18 protein-coding genes and 1 pseudogene are annotated in these 21877 nt (G+C 36.5%); 18 read left to right on the top strand and 1 reads right to left on the bottom strand.

All coding sequences use genetic code 11. The annotated features are described in order from the left end of the window. Nucleotides 1-16: 16 nt before the first annotated feature. The 7 genes and pseudogenes from ystJ (at nucleotide 17) to JCM12304_RS06415 (ending at nucleotide 7300) form a co-directional block, all read left to right on the top strand. A complete protein-coding gene (gene ystJ / locus JCM12304_RS06445) occupies nucleotides 17-1252 on the top strand; it encodes an NADP-dependent malic enzyme (protein ID WP_019378600.1) in 1236 nt (411 codons plus the stop codon). Between the two features lie 23 nt (nucleotides 1253-1275). Beyond that, entirely contained in the window at nucleotides 1276-1899 is a 624-nt protein-coding gene (locus JCM12304_RS06440) for a FadR/GntR family transcriptional regulator (protein ID WP_082387995.1), read from the top strand. A gap of 165 nt (nucleotides 1900-2064) precedes the next feature. Continuing rightward, nucleotides 2065-2937 (top strand): acetyl-CoA carboxylase, carboxyltransferase subunit beta, encoded by an 873-nt coding sequence (gene accD / locus JCM12304_RS06435; RefSeq protein WP_060679182.1) that lies wholly within the window; start codon nucleotides 2065-2067, stop codon nucleotides 2935-2937. Continuing rightward, nucleotides 2921-3892, top strand: coding sequence for an acetyl-CoA carboxylase carboxyl transferase subunit alpha (gene accA / locus JCM12304_RS06430; protein ID WP_139342797.1), 972 nt, complete (start codon nucleotides 2921-2923; stop codon nucleotides 3890-3892). The genes accD and accA overlap by 17 nt, the downstream gene beginning before the upstream one ends. Before the next feature lie 202 nt (nucleotides 3893-4094). Further along, entirely contained in the window at nucleotides 4095-5054 is a 960-nt protein-coding gene (gene pfkA / locus JCM12304_RS06425) for a 6-phosphofructokinase (RefSeq protein WP_019378604.1), read from the top strand. A 25-nt stretch (nucleotides 5055-5079) separates the two neighbouring features. Next, nucleotides 5080-6839: pseudogene (gene pyk, locus JCM12304_RS06420) on the top strand (pyruvate kinase). A 71-nt stretch (nucleotides 6840-6910) separates the two neighbouring features. Beyond that, nucleotides 6911-7300, top strand: coding sequence for an FxsA family protein (locus JCM12304_RS06415; protein WP_060679178.1), 390 nt, complete (start codon nucleotides 6911-6913; stop codon nucleotides 7298-7300). A gap of 2 nt (nucleotides 7301-7302) precedes the next feature. On the opposite strand, the gene ytvI is transcribed toward JCM12304_RS06415, so the two are convergent. Continuing rightward, nucleotides 7303-8412 carry a sporulation integral membrane protein YtvI gene (gene ytvI, locus JCM12304_RS06410; RefSeq protein ID WP_060679175.1) on the bottom strand — a complete coding sequence of 370 codons (1110 nt, stop codon included), beginning with the start codon at nucleotides 8410-8412 and terminating at the stop codon, nucleotides 7303-7305. 286 nt (nucleotides 8413-8698) lie between these two features. Between ytvI and citZ the strand changes: the two genes are divergently transcribed. From citZ to speD, 11 genes are all read left to right on the top strand, one after another. Next, the gene (gene citZ, locus JCM12304_RS06405; RefSeq protein WP_019378608.1) at nucleotides 8699-9814 is read left to right on the top strand and encodes a citrate synthase; all 1116 of its coding nucleotides are present in this window, start codon (nucleotides 8699-8701) and stop codon (nucleotides 9812-9814) included. A 163-nt stretch (nucleotides 9815-9977) separates the two neighbouring features. Beyond that, the gene (gene icd / locus JCM12304_RS06400) at nucleotides 9978-11249 is read left to right on the top strand and encodes an NADP-dependent isocitrate dehydrogenase (protein ID WP_019378609.1); all 1272 of its coding nucleotides are present in this window, start codon (nucleotides 9978-9980) and stop codon (nucleotides 11247-11249) included. Nucleotides 11250-11279: 30 nt separating this feature from the next. Further along, a complete protein-coding gene (gene mdh, locus JCM12304_RS06395; RefSeq protein WP_019378610.1) occupies nucleotides 11280-12218 on the top strand; it encodes a malate dehydrogenase in 939 nt (312 codons plus the stop codon). 249 nt (nucleotides 12219-12467) lie between these two features. After that, nucleotides 12468-12944 (top strand): MaoC/PaaZ C-terminal domain-containing protein, encoded by a 477-nt coding sequence (locus JCM12304_RS06390; protein WP_019378611.1) that lies wholly within the window; start codon nucleotides 12468-12470, stop codon nucleotides 12942-12944. A 257-nt stretch (nucleotides 12945-13201) separates the two neighbouring features. Continuing rightward, nucleotides 13202-13897 (top strand): response regulator transcription factor, encoded by a 696-nt coding sequence (locus JCM12304_RS06385; protein ID WP_019378612.1) that lies wholly within the window; start codon nucleotides 13202-13204, stop codon nucleotides 13895-13897. After that, on the top strand, nucleotides 13894-15270 hold the full coding sequence (gene pnpS, locus JCM12304_RS06380; protein ID WP_019378613.1) for a two-component system histidine kinase PnpS: 1377 nt from the start codon (nucleotides 13894-13896) through the stop codon (nucleotides 15268-15270). Before JCM12304_RS06385 ends, pnpS begins: the two co-directional genes overlap by 4 nt. A 243-nt stretch (nucleotides 15271-15513) precedes the next feature. Continuing rightward, entirely contained in the window at nucleotides 15514-18153 is a 2640-nt protein-coding gene (gene polA / locus JCM12304_RS06375; protein ID WP_019378614.1) for a DNA polymerase I, read from the top strand. 14 nt (nucleotides 18154-18167) lie between these two features. Further along, nucleotides 18168-18995, top strand: coding sequence for a DNA-formamidopyrimidine glycosylase (mutM, locus tag JCM12304_RS06370; RefSeq protein ID WP_019378615.1), 828 nt, complete (start codon nucleotides 18168-18170; stop codon nucleotides 18993-18995). A gap of 14 nt (nucleotides 18996-19009) precedes the next feature. After that, entirely contained in the window at nucleotides 19010-19609 is a 600-nt protein-coding gene (gene coaE / locus JCM12304_RS06365) for a dephospho-CoA kinase (protein ID WP_019378616.1), read from the top strand. 542 nt (nucleotides 19610-20151) lie between these two features. Continuing rightward, the gene (locus JCM12304_RS06360) at nucleotides 20152-21183 is read left to right on the top strand and encodes a glyceraldehyde-3-phosphate dehydrogenase (RefSeq protein WP_019376727.1); all 1032 of its coding nucleotides are present in this window, start codon (nucleotides 20152-20154) and stop codon (nucleotides 21181-21183) included. 222 nt (nucleotides 21184-21405) lie between these two features. Beyond that, nucleotides 21406-21786: an adenosylmethionine decarboxylase gene (gene speD / locus JCM12304_RS06355; RefSeq protein WP_019376728.1), complete on the top strand. Its 381-nt coding sequence runs from the start codon at nucleotides 21406-21408 to the stop codon at nucleotides 21784-21786. Nucleotides 21787-21877: the final 91 nt, after the last annotated feature.

Below are 21877 nucleotides of genomic sequence, written 5' to 3'. Positions count from 1 at the left end.
AGGAGTGGTAATTGAAATGGCAAGCTTAAGAGATGAAGCATTGCATATTCATAAAGTAAATAAAGGGAAATTAACAACGAACTCAAAAATTCCGGTTCGTAATGCTAAGGATTTAAGTCTTGCTTACTCTCCTGGTGTGGCAGAACCATGTAAAGAGATATATGAACGTAAAGAAACAGTATATGATTATACAATGAAAGGAAATATGGTTGCAGTTGTGAGTGATGGTTCTGCTGTATTGGGTTTAGGAAATATTGGTCCTGAGGCTGCGTTGCCAGTAATGGAAGGGAAGTCTGTCTTGTTTAAAAGCTTCGCAGGAGTAGATTCCTTCCCTATCTGTCTGAATACCCATGATATAGAAGAAATTGTTCAAACAGTTAAGCTAATGGAACCAACATTCGGAGGCGTAAATCTGGAAGATATAGCAGCACCTAATTGCTTTGTCATAGAAGAGCGTCTAAAGAAAGAAACGAATATACCAATCTTTCATGATGATCAGCATGGAACAGCTATTGTAACAGTAGCAGGATTGATTAATGCATTAAAATTGGTAGGGAAATCTTTCTCTGATATTAAAGTAGTGGCAAACGGAGCAGGTGCCGCTGGTATAGCAATTATTAAATTATTATATAGCTTCGGTGTTCGCGAAATGATTATGTGTGATTCAAAAGGAGCCATCTTTGAAGATCGCCCATACGGTATGAATGAAGTGAAAGAGAATGTCGCTAAATTTACTAATCTGGCAAAAAAAGAAGGGTCTCTTGAAGAAATGTTAGAGGATGCGGATGTATTTATTGGTGTATCTGTAGGTGGTGCCTTAACTTCTGATATGGTAAAGAAAATGAACGAAGATGCAATAATTTTTGCTATGGCTAATCCTGATCCGGAAATCATGCCTGAAAATGCAAAAGAGGCTGGGGCAAGAGTTATAGGTACCGGTAGATCTGACTTTCCAAACCAGGTGAATAATGTGTTGGCTTTCCCCGGTATTTTCCGTGGTGCGCTAGATGTCCGGGCAACTAGGATTAATGAGAAAATGAAAGTAGCAGCTGCCGAAGCAATCGCTTCTCTAATTGGAGAGGACGAGTTAAATGAAGATTATGTAATTCCAGCTCCTTTTGATGCCCGTGTTGCACCAATTGTTGCCAAAAGTGTGGCCCAAGCGGCAATGGAATCCGGTGTAGCAAGAATTGAAGTTGACCCTGAGGAAGTCGCAGAGAAAACTCGGAGATTAACTCAGATTGATCAATAAAATGTGGTTTAAGGGAGTGAACCATGGCAGTGCCCATGTCACCTAAGCAAAAAGTATATCAGGAAATTCTTCAGGAAATCCGGAAATTTATTGACCATCATGATTTGAAGCCTGGAGATAAATTACCCTCTGAACGGGAATTAGCTGATAGGCTTCAAGCAGGGAGATCATCAATCAGAGAAGCTTTAAGAGCAATGGAATTATTGGGATTAATTGAGACGAAGCATGGGGAAGGTACCTTTATAAGTACGTACCGACCTTATCAGACAGTTGAAATCCTTTCTTCTTTTATTTTGCAAGGGAATGGTACCAAAAAAGATTTATTAATTTCTAAACGTATAATAGAAAAGGAATGTGCTAAGTTAGCTTATAAACAGCTAACTGAAGATGATCTGCAGAAGATGGAGAACTTATTAACTGATTCAAAAATGAGTGATACTGAAAGACATACTGCTTTTTTCACTCATTTAGCTGTCAAAACAGATAATCTTTTGATGCAGAGAATATGGCAATTAATGGATGAATTCTCTGTTACAATGCCAGAACAAAAACTAGTAGATTCATTTTATGTAGAATTAGTTGATATATACAAAAGAAATGTATATATGGAGATCGAGAATCTATTTGAAAAATATACATGTTCGTAATTAAGATTAATTTATGAGCTCGACGTTTTATGACAGTCTTTTTAAAAGAAATGTATTATAGTGAAGGAAAAGTGTAGCTAAGTTGTAAGGGCAGAAACTTTAATAGGCTTTTAGCTTAAAGCTTGCTTTGCAGCTATAGGTTTGGTTCGAAAAGGAGGAGTCATCTTGCTTAAGGATTTTTTTGGCAAGCGAAAAAAGTATGCATCCATACCAAGTGAACAGGCAAAAACAGATGTTCCCGAAGGATTAATGCAGAAATGCAAAGGATGTCATAAAATTTATTATAGAAAAGAAATGAAGAAAAACGTAAATGTTTGTCCTAATTGTAACTATCATCATACATTAACTGCTTGGGAGCGTATTGATTCCTTATTTGATGAAAATAGTTTTCAAGAATGGGACAAGCAGTTGATTACGAGTAATCCGCTTGATTTTCCGGACTATGAAGAGAAAATGAAAAAAGACCGTGAAAAAACAGGCTTGAATGAAGGTGTGGTTACAGGAGAAGGAACAATAGAAGGCCATCGCGTAGCTTTTGCTGTGATGGATTCAACTTTCCGAATGGGATCCATGGGTTCTGTGGTAGGCGAGAAGATCGCACGTGCGATTGAAAATGCTAAGGATGAATCCATTCCTTTTATTATTTTTACTGCGTCTGGAGGGGCCCGAATGCAAGAGGGCGTGCTCAGCTTAATGCAAATGACTAAGACGTCTATTGCTATTAAACGATTCAGTAAAGCAGGTGGATTAATGGTTTCTGTTATGACGCACCCAACAACAGGTGGTGTATCTGCTAGTTTTGCTTCATTAGGAGATTATAATTTTGCTGAACCTGGTGCCTTAATTGGTTTCGCCGGGAGAAGAATCATTGAGCAAACTATTCGCGAAAAACTGCCTGATGATTTCCAAACAGCTGAATTTCAATTAAAACATGGCCAATTGGATAAAGTAGTTCATCGACACCAGTTGAAGCATGTATTATCTACTTTACTTCAGCTACATCAGAAGGGTGGGAAGTCACTTGAAACAAATTCTTGACTTTGAAAAGCCAATTGTCAACTTAAGAGAAAAAATTGCTGAATTGAAGAATTTTACGCAGGATAGTGATATTGATTTATCTGAAGAGATTTCTACCCTCGAAAAGAGACTATCTAAACTGGAAGAGGACATTTACGGTAATTTAAAACCTTGGGACCGTGTATCAATGGCAAGACACCAAGACAGACCAACTACATTGGAATATATTGAAAATCTCTTTACTGATTTTATAGAGTTCCATGGTGATCGGTTATTCGGCGATGATGAAGCAATAGTAGCGGGAATTGCATTTTATAAAGAAAAGCCTGTAACTGTAATCGGCCACCAGCGGGGAAAAGGCACGAAAGAGAATATACGCAGAAACTTTGGTATGCCTCATCCCGAAGGTTACCGCAAAGCCTTGCGTCATATGAAACAAGCAGAGAAATTTGACCGACCGATTATTTGCTTTATTGATACAAAGGGGGCTTATCCTGGTAGAGCGGCAGAAGAACGTGGCCAAAGTGAAGCCATCGCCAGAAACCTTATGGAGATGGCCGGTCTAACTGTTCCTATTATTTGTGTAGTCATCGGTGAAGGTGGTAGTGGTGGTGCGCTTGCGCTTGGAGTTGGAGATCACATTCACATGCTGGAGAATTCTACATACTCAGTTATCTCTCCAGAAGGTGCAGCTGCCCTGTTATGGAAAGACTCTGGTCAAGCAAAAAAAGCTGCTGAAACCATGAAAATTACCTCTTACGATTTGAAAGAGCTAGGTGTTATTGATACGATTATTCAAGAACCAAAAGGGGGAGCTCATCGAGACTTGGAAGAGCAAGCCAGAAATATGGATGCAGTACTGGAAAAATCATTGCAGCAATTAGAAGCATATTCAAAAGATGAGCTACTTGAACAAAGATGGGAAAAGTACAAGAAGATCGGTGATTATAAGTTGGATCAATCAATAGACTTATGATCTTCAAAGAGGCTGACATATTGTTAGTCTCTTTCGCTGTTGTAAGTAAATCCTGCCTTTACTCTCCTATTCAGGTTAGTATCTTACTTTTTTCCATTCGTTATGGGAATTATGCTATTGATTGCTATTTTAACGTTTTCGTTTTATCTTTAAGTAAGGAACATTAAACTAGAAAATCCGCTCAACAGAGGTGAATTTTATAATGAAACGAATTGGAGTTCTAACTAGTGGTGGGGATGCGCCAGGTATGAATGCTGCGATTAGAGCAGTAGTCAGAAAAGCAATTTTTCATGACTTAGAAGTGTATGGTATAAAATATGGTTACCAGGGTCTTATGGAAGGAAATATATTTAAAATGGAGGTCGGCTCTGTAGGTGATATTATTCACCGTGGTGGTACTATACTTTATTCTGCCAGAAGTGATGAATTTAAAACGCCTGAGGGTCAAGCAAGGGGAATTCAACAACTTGAAAAATTCGGGATAGAGGGACTAATTGTCATTGGAGGGGACGGAAGTTTTCGTGGAGCTCAAAAGTTAACTGAGAGAGGATACCCATGTATAGGAGTTCCTGGAACAATTGATAATGATATAGCTGGAACTGATTTCACCATTGGCTTTGATACGGCATTAAATACTGTTATTGAAGCTATTGATAAAATTCGTGATACAGCTACCTCTCATGAAAGAACCTATGTAATAGAAGTAATGGGCCGTGATGCTGGTGATTTGGCTTTATGGGCCGGGTTGGCAGATGGAGCTGAGAGTATACTCATCCCTGAAAGAAAGGATGATTTCTCAGAAGTCATTCAAAAGTTGCAACGCGGACGTGAAAGAGGGAAGAAGCACAGTATCATTGTACTTGCTGAAGGCGTTGGATCCGGATTTAAGTATGGTGAGCGTATTCATCAAGCAACAAGTCTGGAAACGCGTGTAACCGTCTTGGGACACATTCAACGAGGTGGTTCGCCAACTGCTTCTGACCGTGTATTAGCTAGCAGGCTTGGAGCTTATGCTGTTGATTTATTATTAGCTGGAAAAGCAGGTCGGACAGTCGGTATTCAAAACAATCACTTAGTTGACCACGACATCCTCGAAGTATTAAAAAAACAACATACAATTAATGAAGATATGTACAAATTATCACAAGAGCTTTCGATCTAAACAGGTGTAGGAAAGGATGTTTATCATGAGAAATACCAAAATAGTATGTACGATTGGTCCAGCCTCCGAAACAATAGAAAAATTGGAAAAGTTAATTGAGGCAGGTATGAATGTTGCCCGACTTAACTTTTCTCATGGAGATTTTGAGGAGCATGGAGCAAGAATCCAAAATATAAGACAAGCTGCTGAAAATACCGGGAAAACTGTAGCAATTCTCTTGGATACAAAGGGACCTGAAATAAGAACAGGTAATTTTAAAAATGGTCAGGCGGATATTGAGAAAAACAGTACTGTTTACGTATCTATGAAAGAAACAGAGGGTACTGCAGAGCGTTTTTCAGTAACATATGAAGGATTAATAAACGATGTACATGTTGGTTCAAAAATACTTTTGGATGATGGATTAATTGAACTAGAGGTAAAAGATATTGATCAGGAAAACCAAGAGTTACAAACAGTAGCTTTAAATAGCGGTTTAATTAAAAATAAAAAAGGTGTTAATGTACCAAACGTGTCGGTGAATTTACCTGGGATTACAGAGAAAGATTCAAAAGATATTGAGTTTGGAATTGAGCAAGGCATTGACTTTATTGCAGCTTCATTCGTAAGACGCCCGTCTGATATTCTTGAAATACAGGAGTTACTTGAAAAGCATGAAGCTACTCATATTAATATTATACCTAAGATAGAGAACCAGGAGGGTGTAGATAATATAGATAGTATTCTGGAGGTAAGTGATGGCTTGATGGTTGCACGCGGTGACTTAGGTGTGGAAATTCCTGCTGAAGATGTACCATTGGTTCAAAAAAGATTAATTAAAAAATGCAATACTGCAGGTAAGCCCGTTATTACTGCTACACAAATGCTTGACTCCATGCAAAGGAATCCTCGTCCTACCAGAGCTGAGGCTTCCGATGTAGCCAACGCTATTTTTGATGGCACAGATGCATTATGCTTTCAGGGGAAACAGCAGCTGGAGAATATCCTGTAGAGTCTGTGCAAACAATGCATAATATTGCAGTAAAGGCAGAAACAGGGCTTGATCACAATTCAATCTTAAAAGATCGGTCGAAACATGTAGACATGACTATTACTGATGCGATTAGTCAGTCAGTAACGCATTCCGCAATGAATTTGGCAGTGAGTGCTATAATTACTCCAACGGAAAGTGGACATACTGCTCGCATGATTTCAAAATACAGACCACAAGCGCCAATTATTGCTGTCACGTTTTCTGATATCGTTAACCGTAGACTTTCTTTAGTATGGGGTGTCCATGCTGTAATGGGAGGCAAAGCTCATTCTACTGATGAAATGCTTGATATAGCAATTGACCGTGGATTAAGTACTGGATTGGTAGAACATGGGAGCCGAGTAATCATTACAGCTGGTGTACCTGTAGGAGAAAGTGGTACAACTAATCTTATGAAAGTTCATGTAATCGGAGATATCATCGCAAAAGGTCAAGGTATTGGCCGACGTACTGCTTATGGAAAAGCAGTGATTGCTAAAAACAGTAAAGAAGCCATCGAGAAGTTGAGCGAAGGAGATATTCTTGTCACATATGGGACAGACCGTGACATGATGCCAGCTATTGAAAAAGCAGGTGGTATTATTACAGAAGAAGGTGGTCTAACCTCCCACGCTGCAGTGGTAGGTTTAAGTTTGGGTATCCCGGTCATAGTTGGTGTCAAGGAAGTATTTGATACAATTAAGGATGGCCAAGATATAACGGTTGATGGGACAAAAGGAGATATCTACAAAGGCCATACAAAAGTCTTGTAAGGTTTTATAAGAAAAAGAAGGGGCTTCCCTTCTTTTTCTTTACATTATTGAGAGAAAGAAGAGGTGAGATTATGCGTTGGTTAATGCTAACCTTATTAGTTTTGTCTGCCCTGGAAATTGGTGTGTTTATTTGGATCGGCGGATTGATTGGTCCGTGGTGGGTTGTCCTTTTAATAATATTAACTGGCATTATCGGTATTACGCTTGCAAAACAGCAAGGAATTGAAACATGGAATCGTGCCCAGCTCTCTATAAGTAATGGACAAATGCCTACTGCTTATATCATGGATGGAATTTGTATCTTTACTGGAGCAGTATTCTTATTCACACCAGGCTTTATCACAGATGCCGTTGGCTTTTTACTTGTGCTTCCATATACACGCGGAATGTTCAGAGACAGTATTCAGAAATTACTTAAACGATTAGTTGAAAATAAGACAATTATTTATAAGAAGTGGTAGTACTAGCCGCTTCTTATAAATAACCACACCTTTTTCAATATGTCTGCCTGATAGATGACATTTAAAATTATTAAAAAAACCGGTGTGAGAAGAAACCCCATAATTCCCCATAATTGAACCCCTGCAAATAAGGTTATTAAAGCTACTAACGGATGTATGCCGATACTCGATGATAAGACTTTTGGTTCGATAACTTGCCTTACAATAATCACTATCATATATAGAATAACTAAACGAATAGTAAGTGTATATTCGGCTGTAATATATAAAAATAAAATCCATGGAATGAAAATAATCCCTGTTCCAATATAGGGCAGTAAATCTACAACGATTGCGAATAAGGAAATAGTAAAAGCATGCTTTATATTTAAAATTGTTAAACCAACAAAAATAATTATTGCGGAAATAATCACAAGTATTATTTGGGCTTTGATAAAACCAAGGGTAGTTTTTTTAAATTGGGTAATAAGTTCTCGAATGATCGAATGTAACTGCACCGGCATTGCTTTACTTACCATATACTTAAGGTTGTTTAAATCATTAGTAATAATAAATGTTGCTAATAATAGAAAAATAATAATAGTTATGGAGCCAGGGAGCATTGTCAGATAGGACGGAATTTTAAGTAACAGATCTTGTGAAATGGCAGAACCGGATTCAGCAATACTATTTGTTGCTTGCTTCAAGTATTCCTCAATAGCGGATTGATACCCATTTTCCAAACTATTAAAAATAGATAATAGTTTTTCATAAAAAGGGAGAATTTTTAATTGAATAAATTCATTTAATTGCTGTATTGCTTGTCGAAAATATGTAGGTACATGTTCCGCTAGGTACACTGTCCCCTGAATAACTTCTGTAATAAGGAGAAAGATGCCTCCAATCATAATTAAAAATATTAATATAATAGCACTAAACGTAGCTGCAATTCTTGGGAATTTAAGTTTTTTTTCCATAAAACTCACTAAAGGGTGAATAATAATAGCCAGAATGGTGGCTATTATTATTGGAAGTAGAATAGAGCCTGTATAGCGTATAAGGATATATAGAATGAGTATTGAGAAAACGACAATAAGGAATCTTGCAATCTGTGGAAAGAGTTGCTTGTACATAAAAATAACCCCATTTTATAGAAGATTTTTTCTATATATATGAGACACAAAAGAGGGTTAGGACATTATTTATTAATATTTAACTGTGACTTACTGAAGAAAATATCTATTTTTTTAGCAAATAAGGTAGGTTGAATAAATTAATTGATGAATTTAATCGGTTTCAATTCACATTGTTCTCATTATACTTTATAATGTTCATGGGGGATGACAATGTACTATTTTAATATATTGTCTTGAATAGATAGTATCCTATGAACAATTTATGAAAAGGAGAGGGTTTGTTATGACAACAACAAAAGGGCTTGAAGGGGTTGTAGCAACTCAGTCATCAATTAGCTCAATTATTGATGATCAACTGACTTATGTTGGTTATAAGATCGATGATCTAGCCGAAAATTCTAGTTTTGAGGAAGTAGTTTATTTATTATGGAATCAAAAGCTACCAAATAAGTCGGAATTAGATGAATTGAAAGCAGATTTGGCAGCTGAAATGAGCTTACCTGAAGCTGTTATTAATCATCTTCGGTCATATGATCTTTCCACGGTTCACCCGATGGCAGCATTACGTACTGCGATATCACTGCTCGGATTATACGATGAAGAAGCAGACGTTATGGAAGAGGATGCTAATAAGCGAAAAGCTGTAAGAATCCAAGCGAAAATTGCAACGATTGTGACAGCATTTGCTCGTATCAGACAGGGTAAAGATCCTGTTCAACCAAAAAAGGAATATTCCTATGCAGAAAACTTCTTATATATGCTAAATGGCAAAGCGCCGGAAGATATAGAAGTTGAAGCGATTAACAAAGCTTTAGTCCTTCACGCAGATCATGAATTAAATGCATCCACATTTACTGCAAGAGTATGTGTTGCTACTTTATCTGATATTTATTCAGGAGTCACAGCAGCAATTGGTGCATTGAAGGGGCCTCTTCATGGTGGAGCGAATGAGCGAGTAATGAAAATGCTTACTGAAATAGGGGAAGAAGAGAATGCAATCCCTTATATTAAAGAGAGATTAAATAACAAAGAAAAAATTATGGGTATGGGACACCGTGTGTATAGAAGTGGTGATCCTCGCGCGAAGTTTTTAAAAGAAATGTCTCGACAATTAACTGAACTAACAGGACAATCAAAATGGTATAATATGTCTGTTAAAATTGAAGAGTATATTAAAGAAAATAAAGGACTTCCGGCGAATGTAGATTTCTATTCTGCATCGGTTTACCATAGCTTAGGTATAGATCATGATCTATTTACACCTATTTTTGCAGTTAGTCGTGTTTCTGGTTGGATCGCACATATCTTGGAACAATACGATAACAATCGGTTAATTCGACCTCGCGCAGAGTATGTAGGTCCAGAATCACCGGAATATGTTTCCATTGAACAGCGCTAAATAGCAGTCAAGTTAAGCCGGTGATCCCGGCTTTTAGGATGCTCTTTTGTAGAAATAATATAAACATCATGCAGTTTATTCCTGCATGAAGACTTTACATTCTCTATTTGTTATAATGCAAATGTAAAATAATTAGCCAGATAAATTTACAGGAGGTTTTATTATGAGTCAGGGAGAAAAAATCATTGTAGAAAACGGTAAGATGAATGTACCTAATAATCCTATTATTCCATTTATCGAAGGGGACGGCACAGGCCCGGATATTTGGGCAGCAGCTAAGAAAGTAATTGAAGCCTCTGTTGAGAAAGCATACAATGGCGAGAAACAAATTGATTGGATGGAAGTGTACGCAGGGCAAAAAGCGTATGATAAAACTGGCGAATGGCTTCCACAAGATACGCTTGATAAAATAAATGAATATAAAATTGCAATTAAAGGTCCTCTTACAACACCAATTGGTGGCGGTATTCGTTCTTTAAACGTTGCTTTACGTCAAGAACTCGACTTATTTACTTGTCTTCGCCCAGTGCGTTACTTTGAAGGTGTTCCTTCTCCAGTAAAACGTCCTGAAGAAGTAGATATGGTTATCTTCCGTGAAAATACAGAAGATATTTATGCAGGTATTGAGTGGCAAAAAGGTTCTGATGAAGTTAAAAAAGTAATTGATTTCCTTAAAAATGAAATGAACGTAAATAATATTCGTTTTCCTGAAACATCCGGCATCGGAGTTAAGCCTGTTTCTGAAGAAGGCACAAAACGTCTAGTACGTTCAGCAATTGAATATGCGCTAAATGAAGGCCGTAAAAGTGTTACTTTAGTACATAAAGGTAACATCATGAAATTTACAGAAGGTGCTTTTAAAGCATGGGGATATGAAGTGGCTGAACAAGAATTCGGTGACAAAGTATTCACATGGGCTGAATATGACCGTATCGTAGAAAAAGATGGCAAAGATGCTGCAAATAAAGCTCAAGATGAGGCAGTAGCTGCGGGTAAGATTGTTGTTAAGGATGCAATTGCAGATATTTTCTTACAACAAATCTTAACACGTCCAAAAGAGTTTGACGTAGTAGCTACAATGAACTTAAATGGTGACTATATTTCTGATGCGCTTGCTGCACAGGTCGGTGGAATTGGAATTGCGCCAGGAGCCAATATTAACTATGCTACTGGACATGCTATTTTCGAAGCAACTCACGGAACTGCACCTAAATATGCAGGCATGGATAAAGTAAATCCATCATCTGTAATACTTTCAGCTGTATTGATGCTTGAACATTTAGAGTGGAGAGAGGCAGCAGATCTCATTACAAAAGCAATGGATAAGACAATTGCATCTAAAGTAGTAACATATGATTTTGCCCGTTTAATGGATGGAGCTAAAGAAGTAAAATGCTCTGAGTTTGGTGATGAGCTAATTAAGAATATGGACTAAATATATTCCCAGATTAGGAGGATTTCCAAAATGGCTATTAAAAGAAACAAAATTTCAGTGATCGGTTCCGGATTTACTGGTGCGACAACAGCATTAATGCTTGCACAGAAGGAATTGGGTGATGTGGTTCTTGTAGATATTCCAAATATGGAAGATCCAACGAAGGGAAAAGCGCTTGATATGCTAGAAGCTAGTCCTGTGCAAGGTTTTGATGCAAACATAATTGGTACATCCAATTATGAAGAAACAAAGGATTCTGATCTGGTTATTATTACAGCAGGAATTGCACGTAAACCAGGTATGAGTCGTGATGACTTGGTGAATACGAATGCTAAAATAATGAAGACAGTTGCACAGGAAGTGAAAAAATATTCACCAGATACGTACGTAATCGTATTATCTAATCCTGTAGATGCTATGACTTATACGTTCTTCAAGGAATCTGGTTTTCCTAAAGAACGTGTCATTGGGCAATCTGGTGTGCTGGATACTGCTCGTTTCCGTACGTTTGTTGCACAGGAATTAAATTTATCTGTAAAAGATATTACGGGTTTTGTTTTAGGTGGCCACGGTGATGATATGGTACCGTTAATACGGTATTCCTATGCTGGAGGTATACCTTTAGAAAAATTAATTTCTAAAGATCGTTTAGATGCTATTGTTGATCGCACGCGCAAGGGTGGCGGAGAAATCGTAGGGTTGCTTGGAAACGGAAGTGCTTATTATGCTCCAGCCGCTTCTCTTACAGTTATGGCTGAAGCTATTCTTAAAGATCAACGCCGCGTATTACCATCAATTGCTTATCTTGAAGGTGAGTATGGTTATACTAATATTTATCTTGGTGTACCAACTGTATTAGGCGGAAAAGGCATTGAAGAAATTATTGAGTTAGACCTGACAGATGAAGAAAGAGCTGCTTTAGATAAATCAGCAGAGTCTGTAAAAAATGTTCTAAACGTTTTAAAATAACTTAGATGAAAAAGTCCTGTACTCCATAATGGTGTACAGGCTTTTTTTAAGATAGGAAAAGTTCTTATGCATATATCGGAACTTTCAAATCTAGTACTGATCTAGAATTTACGGTCCAAAGTTTTTTAAAATGAAAATGCAATATGGCAATGCAAAAAGAACAGAAACTTTTTTGAAAACATATTTATTAGGCAAAAAGCAAAGATTTTGATATAATAGAAAACGCTTACATTAATGGAGGTGGGGAATATGTTAGGTAAAAAAAGAATGCTGGGAAAAGAGATAAAAGATTTGAAAGTCGGAGATAGCTATACAGCAGTTAAGATGATTAATGATAGAGATTTACTCCTCTATTTGGGATTAACTGATGATGCCAACCCGCTATACATACAACACGATTATGCGTCACAAACACCGTATGAAAAGCCAATTGTCCCATCTGTAATGCTTTTTGGAATGATCTCCTCTTTGATTTCCATGCATTTGCCTGGTCCTGGCAGTCATATCACACAACATGAAATGACATTTCCTAAAATTGTTCACCATAATACAGAAATAAAATTGCACGTTGAAATAATAGCAATTGATCAGGGAAACCATCAGATAGCCATGTCTGTAAATGGTTTTGACAATACAGGGGATACTGTAATTCAAGGAAAAGTACAGGTTTGTCCTTCCTACAAACCTAACTCACTAATAGCCAATTCTTTAGAAAATTTCTTTTAACAGGTTACTTTACTGTTGCTACTTAATTATGTTTAGAAATTTCAATGATACCAGAGTGAAGACTAAATTCATCCCAAACGAGGATTAAGTGGTATATGGACGTTCATATTTTAGAAACTGAATAAGGCAAAAAGATGTAGCCTCTCTATGTAAAAAAAAATTTACAAATGGCTATTATGTTCACATTCCTCATTATTCATTGTAAGATAGAGTCAACGAAAGAAATTCCGTTGTTTTGGAGAAATGGAGGATGTGAAATGCAGCCGCAGGTTCTGATCGTTGATGATGAGAAGTCAATTGTTACTTTATTAAAGTTTAATATGGAGAAAGCCGGGTTTCTAACAGATGTAGCTTATAACGGTAATGAAGCAGTTAGCAAGGCAACTGAAACTGAATATGACCTCATAATACTAGACTTAATGCTTCCCGGCATGGATGGTATGGAGGTTTGTAAATATTTGCGGGCAAATAAAATTGATACTCCTATACTTATGTTAACAGCGAAAGATGACGAGTTCGATAAAGTATTAGGACTGGAACTTGGGGCCGATGATTATTTAACAAAACCTTTTAGCCCTAAAGAAGTTATTGCTCGTGTTAAAGCTATCTTAAGAAGAGTAAATAAAGATGATAAAGTAGTATTTCAAGCGATTCGTATAGGAGATTTAATTGTTTATCCAGAACGCTATGAGGCAGAAATGTACAATAAAATAATCACATTTACTAGAAAAGAATTTGAATTACTGCATTACCTTGCTAAACATAAAGGAAAAGTTATCTCCCGTGATCAATTGCTAAGCGGAGTATGGGACTATGACTTCGTTGGCGATACCCGAATTGTTGATGTGCATGTCTCCCATCTGAGAGAAAAAATCGAGCCAGACACAAAAAAACCTACTTATATAAAAACAATCCGAGGACTCGGCTATAAATTGGAGGTACCAACATCATGAGAGCTTTGTTTTCAAAACCGCTTATCTCCTATGTGATTGGAATACTGTTAGTGATAACGACTACCGGTTTTGTTCTATCACAGGTTATCGAAAACTTCTTTATACTAATAGCGGTTTTATTGATCGAATTTATTATATTTCTGTTATTTTTGCTACATTTCTATGATAAATATATGAAGCCCATTAAGAAGGCAACAAAAACAGTTGATGAGATTGTAAAGGGTAATTACAGAGCGAGATTCCACCATCCGGTAAATGATACAATCGGTCAGCTAAGCAAAAGAATTAATGCTTTGGCCAGAAATCTAAGTGAACTGTCCATACAGGAGCAAATGCAATCAGAACAATTATCCACTGTCATTGACAATACCGAAAGTGGATTGATATTAATCGATTCAAAAGGCTATATTCATCTGGTGAACCGAAAGATCATAGATATGTTTGGAGGTACACCAAAAGATTACCGTGGATACTTATATTATGATGTTCTGGAAAATGAAGTTATCCATGAAGCGGTACAAAAAGCTTTTTTATATGAAAAAAACATAAAATATGCCTTCACCAATTACAAGAATAAAGATAAGTTTTATTTAGAAATTGTTGGTGCACCTATTTTTAATGAACGCAATATGCTTAAAGGTGCAGTTCTGGTTATCTATGATATTACAGAGATGAAAAAGCTTGAACTCATGCGTAAGGATTTTGTGGCTAATGTCTCTCATGAGTTAAAAACTCCTATTACTTCTATTAAAGGGTTTGCTGAAACTTTAATGGAAACACCGTTGACAGACGGAGATACGCATAATGAGTTTCTGTCTATTATTTATAATGAAAGTCATCGCTTGCAGTTGCTAATAGAAGATTTATTAATCTTATCAAAACTTGAAAAAGAAGATTTTAAATTAGATCTTGAAGAAATAGATGCTGAACAACTTATGGAAGATATCTCGCCATTAATTAAACATCAAGCTCAAGAAAAAGGAATTCATTTAGCTTTAAACATTCAAGAAGTAAATACTTTTGAGGCTGACAAGGAAAGAGTAAAGCAAGTAATTATTAATCTCTTGGATAATGCTTTTAACTATACACCTAAGGGTGGCAATGTAAGTCTTTCCATTGGTTCAAAAGAAGAACAATTTTACATCCAAGTTAAAGATACAGGTATAGGAATTGAGCAAGAAGCTCTCCCGAGAATATTTGAGAGATTTTATCGGGTGGACAAAGCGAGAAGCAGGAATACTGGTGGCACTGGATTGGGGTTAGCCATAGTAAAACATATCGTGGAAGTGCATCATGGAGATATAAAAATAGAAAGTGAACAGGATACTGGAACAACAATAACAGTATTTCTACCACAAGATAATCCTTTGTAAAAAACATCCTCCTTGGAGGATGTTTTTTAGTTCAAGCATTATGGTAATTTCCGAATAGTAAACTCAAAAACAATTTTGCAGGACTGTATAAGGCTTATTCTGAAAAAACACTAGTAAGAAGGACCACTTTTGTATTTATTTACCGCGCTTTTTAGGCTATTAGTGGAATGCGTTATTATTTTTTCTTTTATCCCTCCATAATGATAAAATAAAGACAAAGATTATTGATGGAGGGAAACGCTTATGGCGAATAAACTAGTTCTTATTGATGGCAATAGTATTATCTATCGCTCCTTTTTTGCATTGCCATTATTAAATAACGATAAAGGTGTTTATACAAACGCAGTTTATGGTTTTACTACAATGCTACTTCGAATTTTAGAGGAAGAAAAGCCCACACATATGCTCGTCGCTTTTGATGCTGGAAAGACAACCTTCCGTCATGCAACCTACAAAGAGTATAAAGGTGGTAGACAAAAGACTCCACCAGAATTATCAGAGCAATTTCCTTTGTTAAAAGAAGTCCTGGATGCTTTTCAAATTTCCCATTATGAATTGCCGAACTATGAAGCTGATGACATTATTGGCACACTATCACAAGAAGCTAAAAAGGAAAATTGGAATGTTACCGTAATCTCGGGTGATAAAGATTTGTTACAACTAGTTTCTGATAAGGTAACCGTCAACCTTACGAAAAAAGGTATTAGTGATGTGGAAAGCTATACACCTGCTTTCTTAAAAGAAAAAATGGAGATTACTCAAGAGCAAATTATAGATTTAAAGGCATTGATGGGGGATAGCTCGGATAATATTCCCGGTGTGCCGGGAGTGGGACAAAAGACGGCAACAAAATTACTTAAGCAGTTTGAAACCTTGGAAAAGGTCTATGATCATGTTGATGAGATAAGTGGTAAGAAACTGAAAGAAAAATTGGTTAACCATAAAGAAGATGCATTTATGAGTAAAGAACTCGTTACTATTAATTGCAGTTCACCGATAGATATTTCACTTGAAAATATCGATTATGAAGGATATGAGGCAAGTAAGGTTAGTGAAATTTTTAAAGACCTTGGATTCAATTCACTCTTAGATAAGGTAGGAGGCTTAGACGACGAGGAAGAAAAGGAAAAAGAGGTTCTTAAAGATATTGACTACCAAATTATAGATGACCTTACTCCGGAAATGATAACAGGAGAAGAAGCATTGGTTGTTGAGATGCTTGGTGATAACTATCATCAGGCAGATATTGAAGGAATTGGAATTACGAATGAACAAGGTTCATACTTTCTGTCTGTAGAGTCAATGCTTACGTCTTCTTTCTTTAAAGAGTGGGCAGAAAATCATCAGCAAGAAAAATATGTCTTCGACGCGAAACAAACATTGGTGGCGTTATTAAGACAGAACATCCACATCAAGGGAATTAAGTTTGATATGCTTTTAACTTCCTATTTATTAAACCCGTCGGAAAATAATCATGAAATACCGGCAATTGCCCATCGGATGGGTAAAAAAGATGTATTCTTCGACGAAGAGATTTATGGAAAGGGTGCGAAAAGGAAAGTACCTGAGCAGGCAATCTTAGCTGAGCATATTGTTAGAAAAACAAATGCCTTATTTGCATTAAAAGAAAAGATGGACGAACAACTGAAAGACAATCAGCAATATGAATTATGTAAGGAACTTGAAATGCCCCTCGCTTTGATTCTTGGCGAAATGGAACACAGAGGGGTCCATGTGGATATAGAAAAATTAGAAGAAATGGGAACAAATTTAAAACAACGTTTAACTGATCTAGAGAAGGAAGTCTATGAATTGGCCGGTGAAAACTTTAATTTAAATTCCCCTAAGCAGCTTGGACCAATTTTATTTGAAAAACTAAAGCTACCTGTGATCAAAAAGACAAAGACAGGTTATTCAACAGCTGCAGATGTATTGGAGCAATTGGAAGAAGAGCATGAAATTATTCCAAAGCTTTTGTTATATAGACAACTAGGCAAGCTTCAATCCACGTATATTGAGGGATTAATGAAAGTTACGGACAAACAAACACACAAGATCCATACGAGGTTTAATCAAGCATTGACACAGACAGGCAGATTGAGTTCGATTGAGCCTAATCTGCAAAATATTCCGATACGCCTGGAAGAAGGCAGGAAAATTAGACAAGCGTTTGTACCAGCCAAGGAAAATTGGATTATGTTTGCTGCCGATTACTCACAAATTGAACTTCGCGTTTTAGCCCATATTGCTGAGGATGAAAAATTGATTGACGCTTTTAATAATAATCTGGATATTCATACACAGACAGCGATGGACGTATTTCATGTAAAAAAGGAAGAAGTAACCTCAAACATGAGACGACACGCAAAAGCAGTCAATTTTGGAATTGTATACGGTATTAGTGATTATGGACTTTCTCAAAGTTTGGGGATAACCCGTAAAGAGGCAAAGCAATTTATTGAACGCTATTTTGAAAGTTACCCTGGTGTGAAACAATATATGGATGAAATTATTTCCGAAGCTAAGCAAAAAGGGTTTGTAACAACATTAATGAATCGAAGAAGATATCTACCTGAAATTACGAGTAGAAACTTTAATTTAAGAAGCTTTGCAGAACGGACTGCAATGAACACTCCGATACAGGGGAGTGCTGCGGATATCATAAAAAAAGCGATGATAGATTTAGATGGAAAATTGAAGGAATCTGATTTGGAAGCTAGAATGCTACTTCAAGTTCATGATGAGTTAATTATAGAAGCACCAAAAGAAGAATTAGAACAATTAAAAGAAATAGTACCTGCAATTATGGAAAATACTGTAGATTTAGTTGTACCATTAAAAGTAGATTATGCCTACGGTAATAGCTGGTTCGATGCTAAGTAAGGAGAAAAGTTAAGATGCCTGAGTTGCCAGAAGTTGAAACAATTAGAAAAACACTAAAAAACTTAGTACTAAATAAAAAGATTGAGAAAGTAAAGGTATATTGGCCCAAAATTATTAAGCAGCCAGATGATGTAGAGGAGTTTAAGCATATTCTCTCTGGTCAGACCATTCGTGATATAAAAAGAAAAGGGAAGTTTCTATTATTTCAATTGGATGATTACTATTTAGTTTCCCATTTAAGAATGGAAGGAAAATATAGTGTAAACAAACCGATTGAGCCAGTAAAAAAGCACACACACGTTGTCTTTTGTTTTGAGGATGGTGACGAGCTGAGATATAATGATGTGCGTAAATTCGGCACAATGCATGTGTATCCTATTGGAGAAGAATTAAATGAGAAACCGCTAAACCAATTGGGCCCTGACCCATTTGAAGATGCTTTTACGTTTGACTACTTTTATTCCAAGCTGAAAAAGACTGATCGAACGATAAAAGCAGCATTGCTGGATCAGTCAATACTCGCTGGTTTGGGTAATATTTATGTGGATGAAACATTATTTAAAGCAGGTATTCATCCTTTAAAGCGTTCAAGTAAGTTAACCAAGAAAGAAATAAAGGCGATACAGGAAGCTGCAATTTATACGCTCGCAGGAGCTGTTAAACTAGGTGGTACAACAATTCGTTCCTATGTAAATGGGCAGGGGCAGATGGGGATGTTTCAACAAGAGCTCTTTGTATACGGGCAGGAAAATAAACCATGTAAAACATGTGGCAAGCCAATTGTGAAAATGAAAGTAGGCGGCAGAGGCACACACATTTGCCCTACATGTCAAAAAAATTAGGAGGTGGGATGGAGATGGCTCTTACGATAGGTTTAACAGGAAGTATCGCAAGTGGAAAGAGTACTGTTTCTCTTATGTTCGATGATTATAATATTCCTGTAGTTGATGCGGACAAGCTATCTAGAGAAGTCGTTAAGCCTGGTGAAAAAGCTTACGAGCAAATCATTGATACGTTTGGAAAAGACATTCTAAGAGAGGATAAATCTCTAGATAGAAAAAAATTAGGTGCTCTCATTTTTGCTGATGAAAATAAAAGGAATAAGTTGAATAGTATTGTCCATCCAGCTGTTCGTGAGAAAATGGTTCAGAGAAGAGATGGCTTTTTACAAGCTGGTTCTAAATGTGTAGTTTTAGACATCCCACTTTTATTTGAGAGTAAATTAACTCATTTTGTTGATAAAACAGTTGTTGTATATGTAGACGAAGAGATACAGCTTAAGCGATTAATGGAAAGAGATAACTATTCTGCAGAAGAAGCCTTACAGCGTATTCGGTCGCAAATGCCTGTTAAAGAAAAAGCAGCATTAGCAGATGCTGTTATAGATAATAACGGGTCGAAATTTGAAACATACGAACAATTGGAGAAACTTTTAAAAAGCTGGGAAGTCATTTAAAAAAGTCGGGATTTCCCGGCTTTTTTTGTGGTCGAAAATATAGAGTTTTACAGTAATACGTAAAATGGATAAACTACAACGTAACTTGGTAGTACTTCGGAAAATACACTTCGCTTTCCGTGGGCAACGCTTCAGCTTCCTCGGAGAAAGCGGCTGAGGCCATGCCGGGCGGCAAAGAAGACACTGTGAGGTTACGAACAGATGTCGCGCTTGTACCCGGAGGTGTGAAAGCGTCCGCCTGAAACGGAAATCAATGGGGCACTTCTCCTCAAATATTTTACTGAGCTTTTCATCAATAAAGTTACTTCGAAGTTTTCTCCTAATGCGAAGAAAGTGAAATTATGGGAGAAAACTTATACTTCAACATTTGTATTACATACATTTTTGCTTGTTCTTCACAAAAAAGTGTCAATATTTAACGAAATTATATGAATACTTAAACATGTATTAAAAGCAAAATTAAAGGTCACATTTAAACTTTAATATGTTATACTAATTAATATAAAAGACAAATAAGTGTAACACATATAGGAGGACCTTAAATGAATAAAACTCGAATTGCTATTAATGGTTTTGGCCGTATTGGCAGAATGGTATTTCGTCAAGCGATTAATGATGATCAATTAGAGGTTATTGCAATTAACGCAAGCTATCCTCCGGAAACGCTTGCCCATCTTATTAAATATGACAGTGTCCACGGGATTTTTCAAGGTGAAGTGAAAGCGCTTGAAAATGGTCTGGAAATAAATCAAAAACAAATTAAAATAGTAAATTCTAGAGAACCTGAAAAACTTCCGTGGGAAGAATTGAATATAGATGTGGTTATCGAAGCAACTGGTAAATTTAAAACGAAGGAAACAGCAGGCCTTCACATAAAAGCCGGAGCGAAGAAAGTTGTTATTACAGCACCTGGTAAGCAAGTAGATAATACAATTGTGATGGGAGTAAACGAAGAAACATACCATCCGGATAAAGATGATGTTATCTCAAATGCTTCTTGTACAACCAATTGCTTGGCTCCTATAGCAAAAGTAATTGATGATCATTTTAAAATTGTAAACGGGCTAATGACAACAGTACACTCTTTTACAAATGATCAAAAAAATATTGATAATCCTCATAAGGATTTACGTCGTGCACGTGGCTGCACACAGTCTATTATTCCTACATCAACTGGTGCTGCAAAAGCTCTTGGAGAAGTAATGCCACATTTAAATGGAAAATTACATGGAATGGCACTTCGAGTACCAACGCCAAATGTTTCTCTTGTAGATCTGGTGGTGGATGTGGAAAAGGCTGTATCAGTTGAAGAAGTGAATAAAGTATTTAAAAATGTAGCGCAAGGTGAATTAAATGGAATTATTAAATATACTGAAGAGCCGTTAGTTTCTATTGACTACACAACAACTGAATTTTCCGCAATTGTAGATGGCTTGTCTACAATAGTAATGGAAAACAATAAAATAAAGGTTTTAGCCTGGTATGATAATGAATGGGGTTATTCAAAACGAGTTGTGGATTTAGCTAGATATGTAGGAACATATTTGCACCAAAAACAAGTTAAAATCTCTTAAATATTTACTTTATTGAGAGTATTGATCATGATAAATTATTATCATGATCAATACTCTTTATTATTAAAAATATATTGCAAATGTGGGAAAAACCGTTTATACTTTTCGTTGTACTTCCTGAATAGTATTAGTTCTGCTTAAAGGGTTAGGACCTCATCGGACTAACTTTCCCCCGTGGCAGGAGTGAATGGCAGGAAGAAATTTGATAAAAGGGGGATTCCTATGGATACAATGGGAAGACATGTCATTGCAGAACTATGGGGATGCAATATTGAAAAGTTAAATGATATGGGATTAATTGAACGCATATTTGTAAATGCAGCATTAAAAGCTGGGGCTGAAATACGTGAGGTAGCGTTTCATAAGTTTGCTCCTCATGGTGTGAGTGGGGTAGTTATTATTTCTGAATCACACCTAACCATTCACAGCTTTCCGGAGCATGGATATGCAAGTATTGATGTGTATACTTGTGGAGATATTATTGATCCTAACGTTGCAGCTGAATATATAGCAGAAGCACTTGAATCGGATACATGTGAGAAAGTTGAAATACCTAGAGGTATGGGACCAATTAAAGTAAACCAATTTCAAAAAGTTTTATAAATAATCTGGGTTGAATGTTCTAAATAGGAGCATCAACCCTTTGTTTTTTTGTCTTAAATTACCATTTAAAAACGATAAATTACAATGTAAC

The sequence above is a fragment of the Virgibacillus halodenitrificans JCM 12304 genome (assembly GCF_001310895.1).
Lineage (GTDB): Bacteria > Bacillota > Bacilli > Bacillales > Amphibacillaceae > Virgibacillus_Q > Virgibacillus_Q halodenitrificans.
This window is presented reverse-complemented; position numbering and strand designations above follow the sequence as displayed.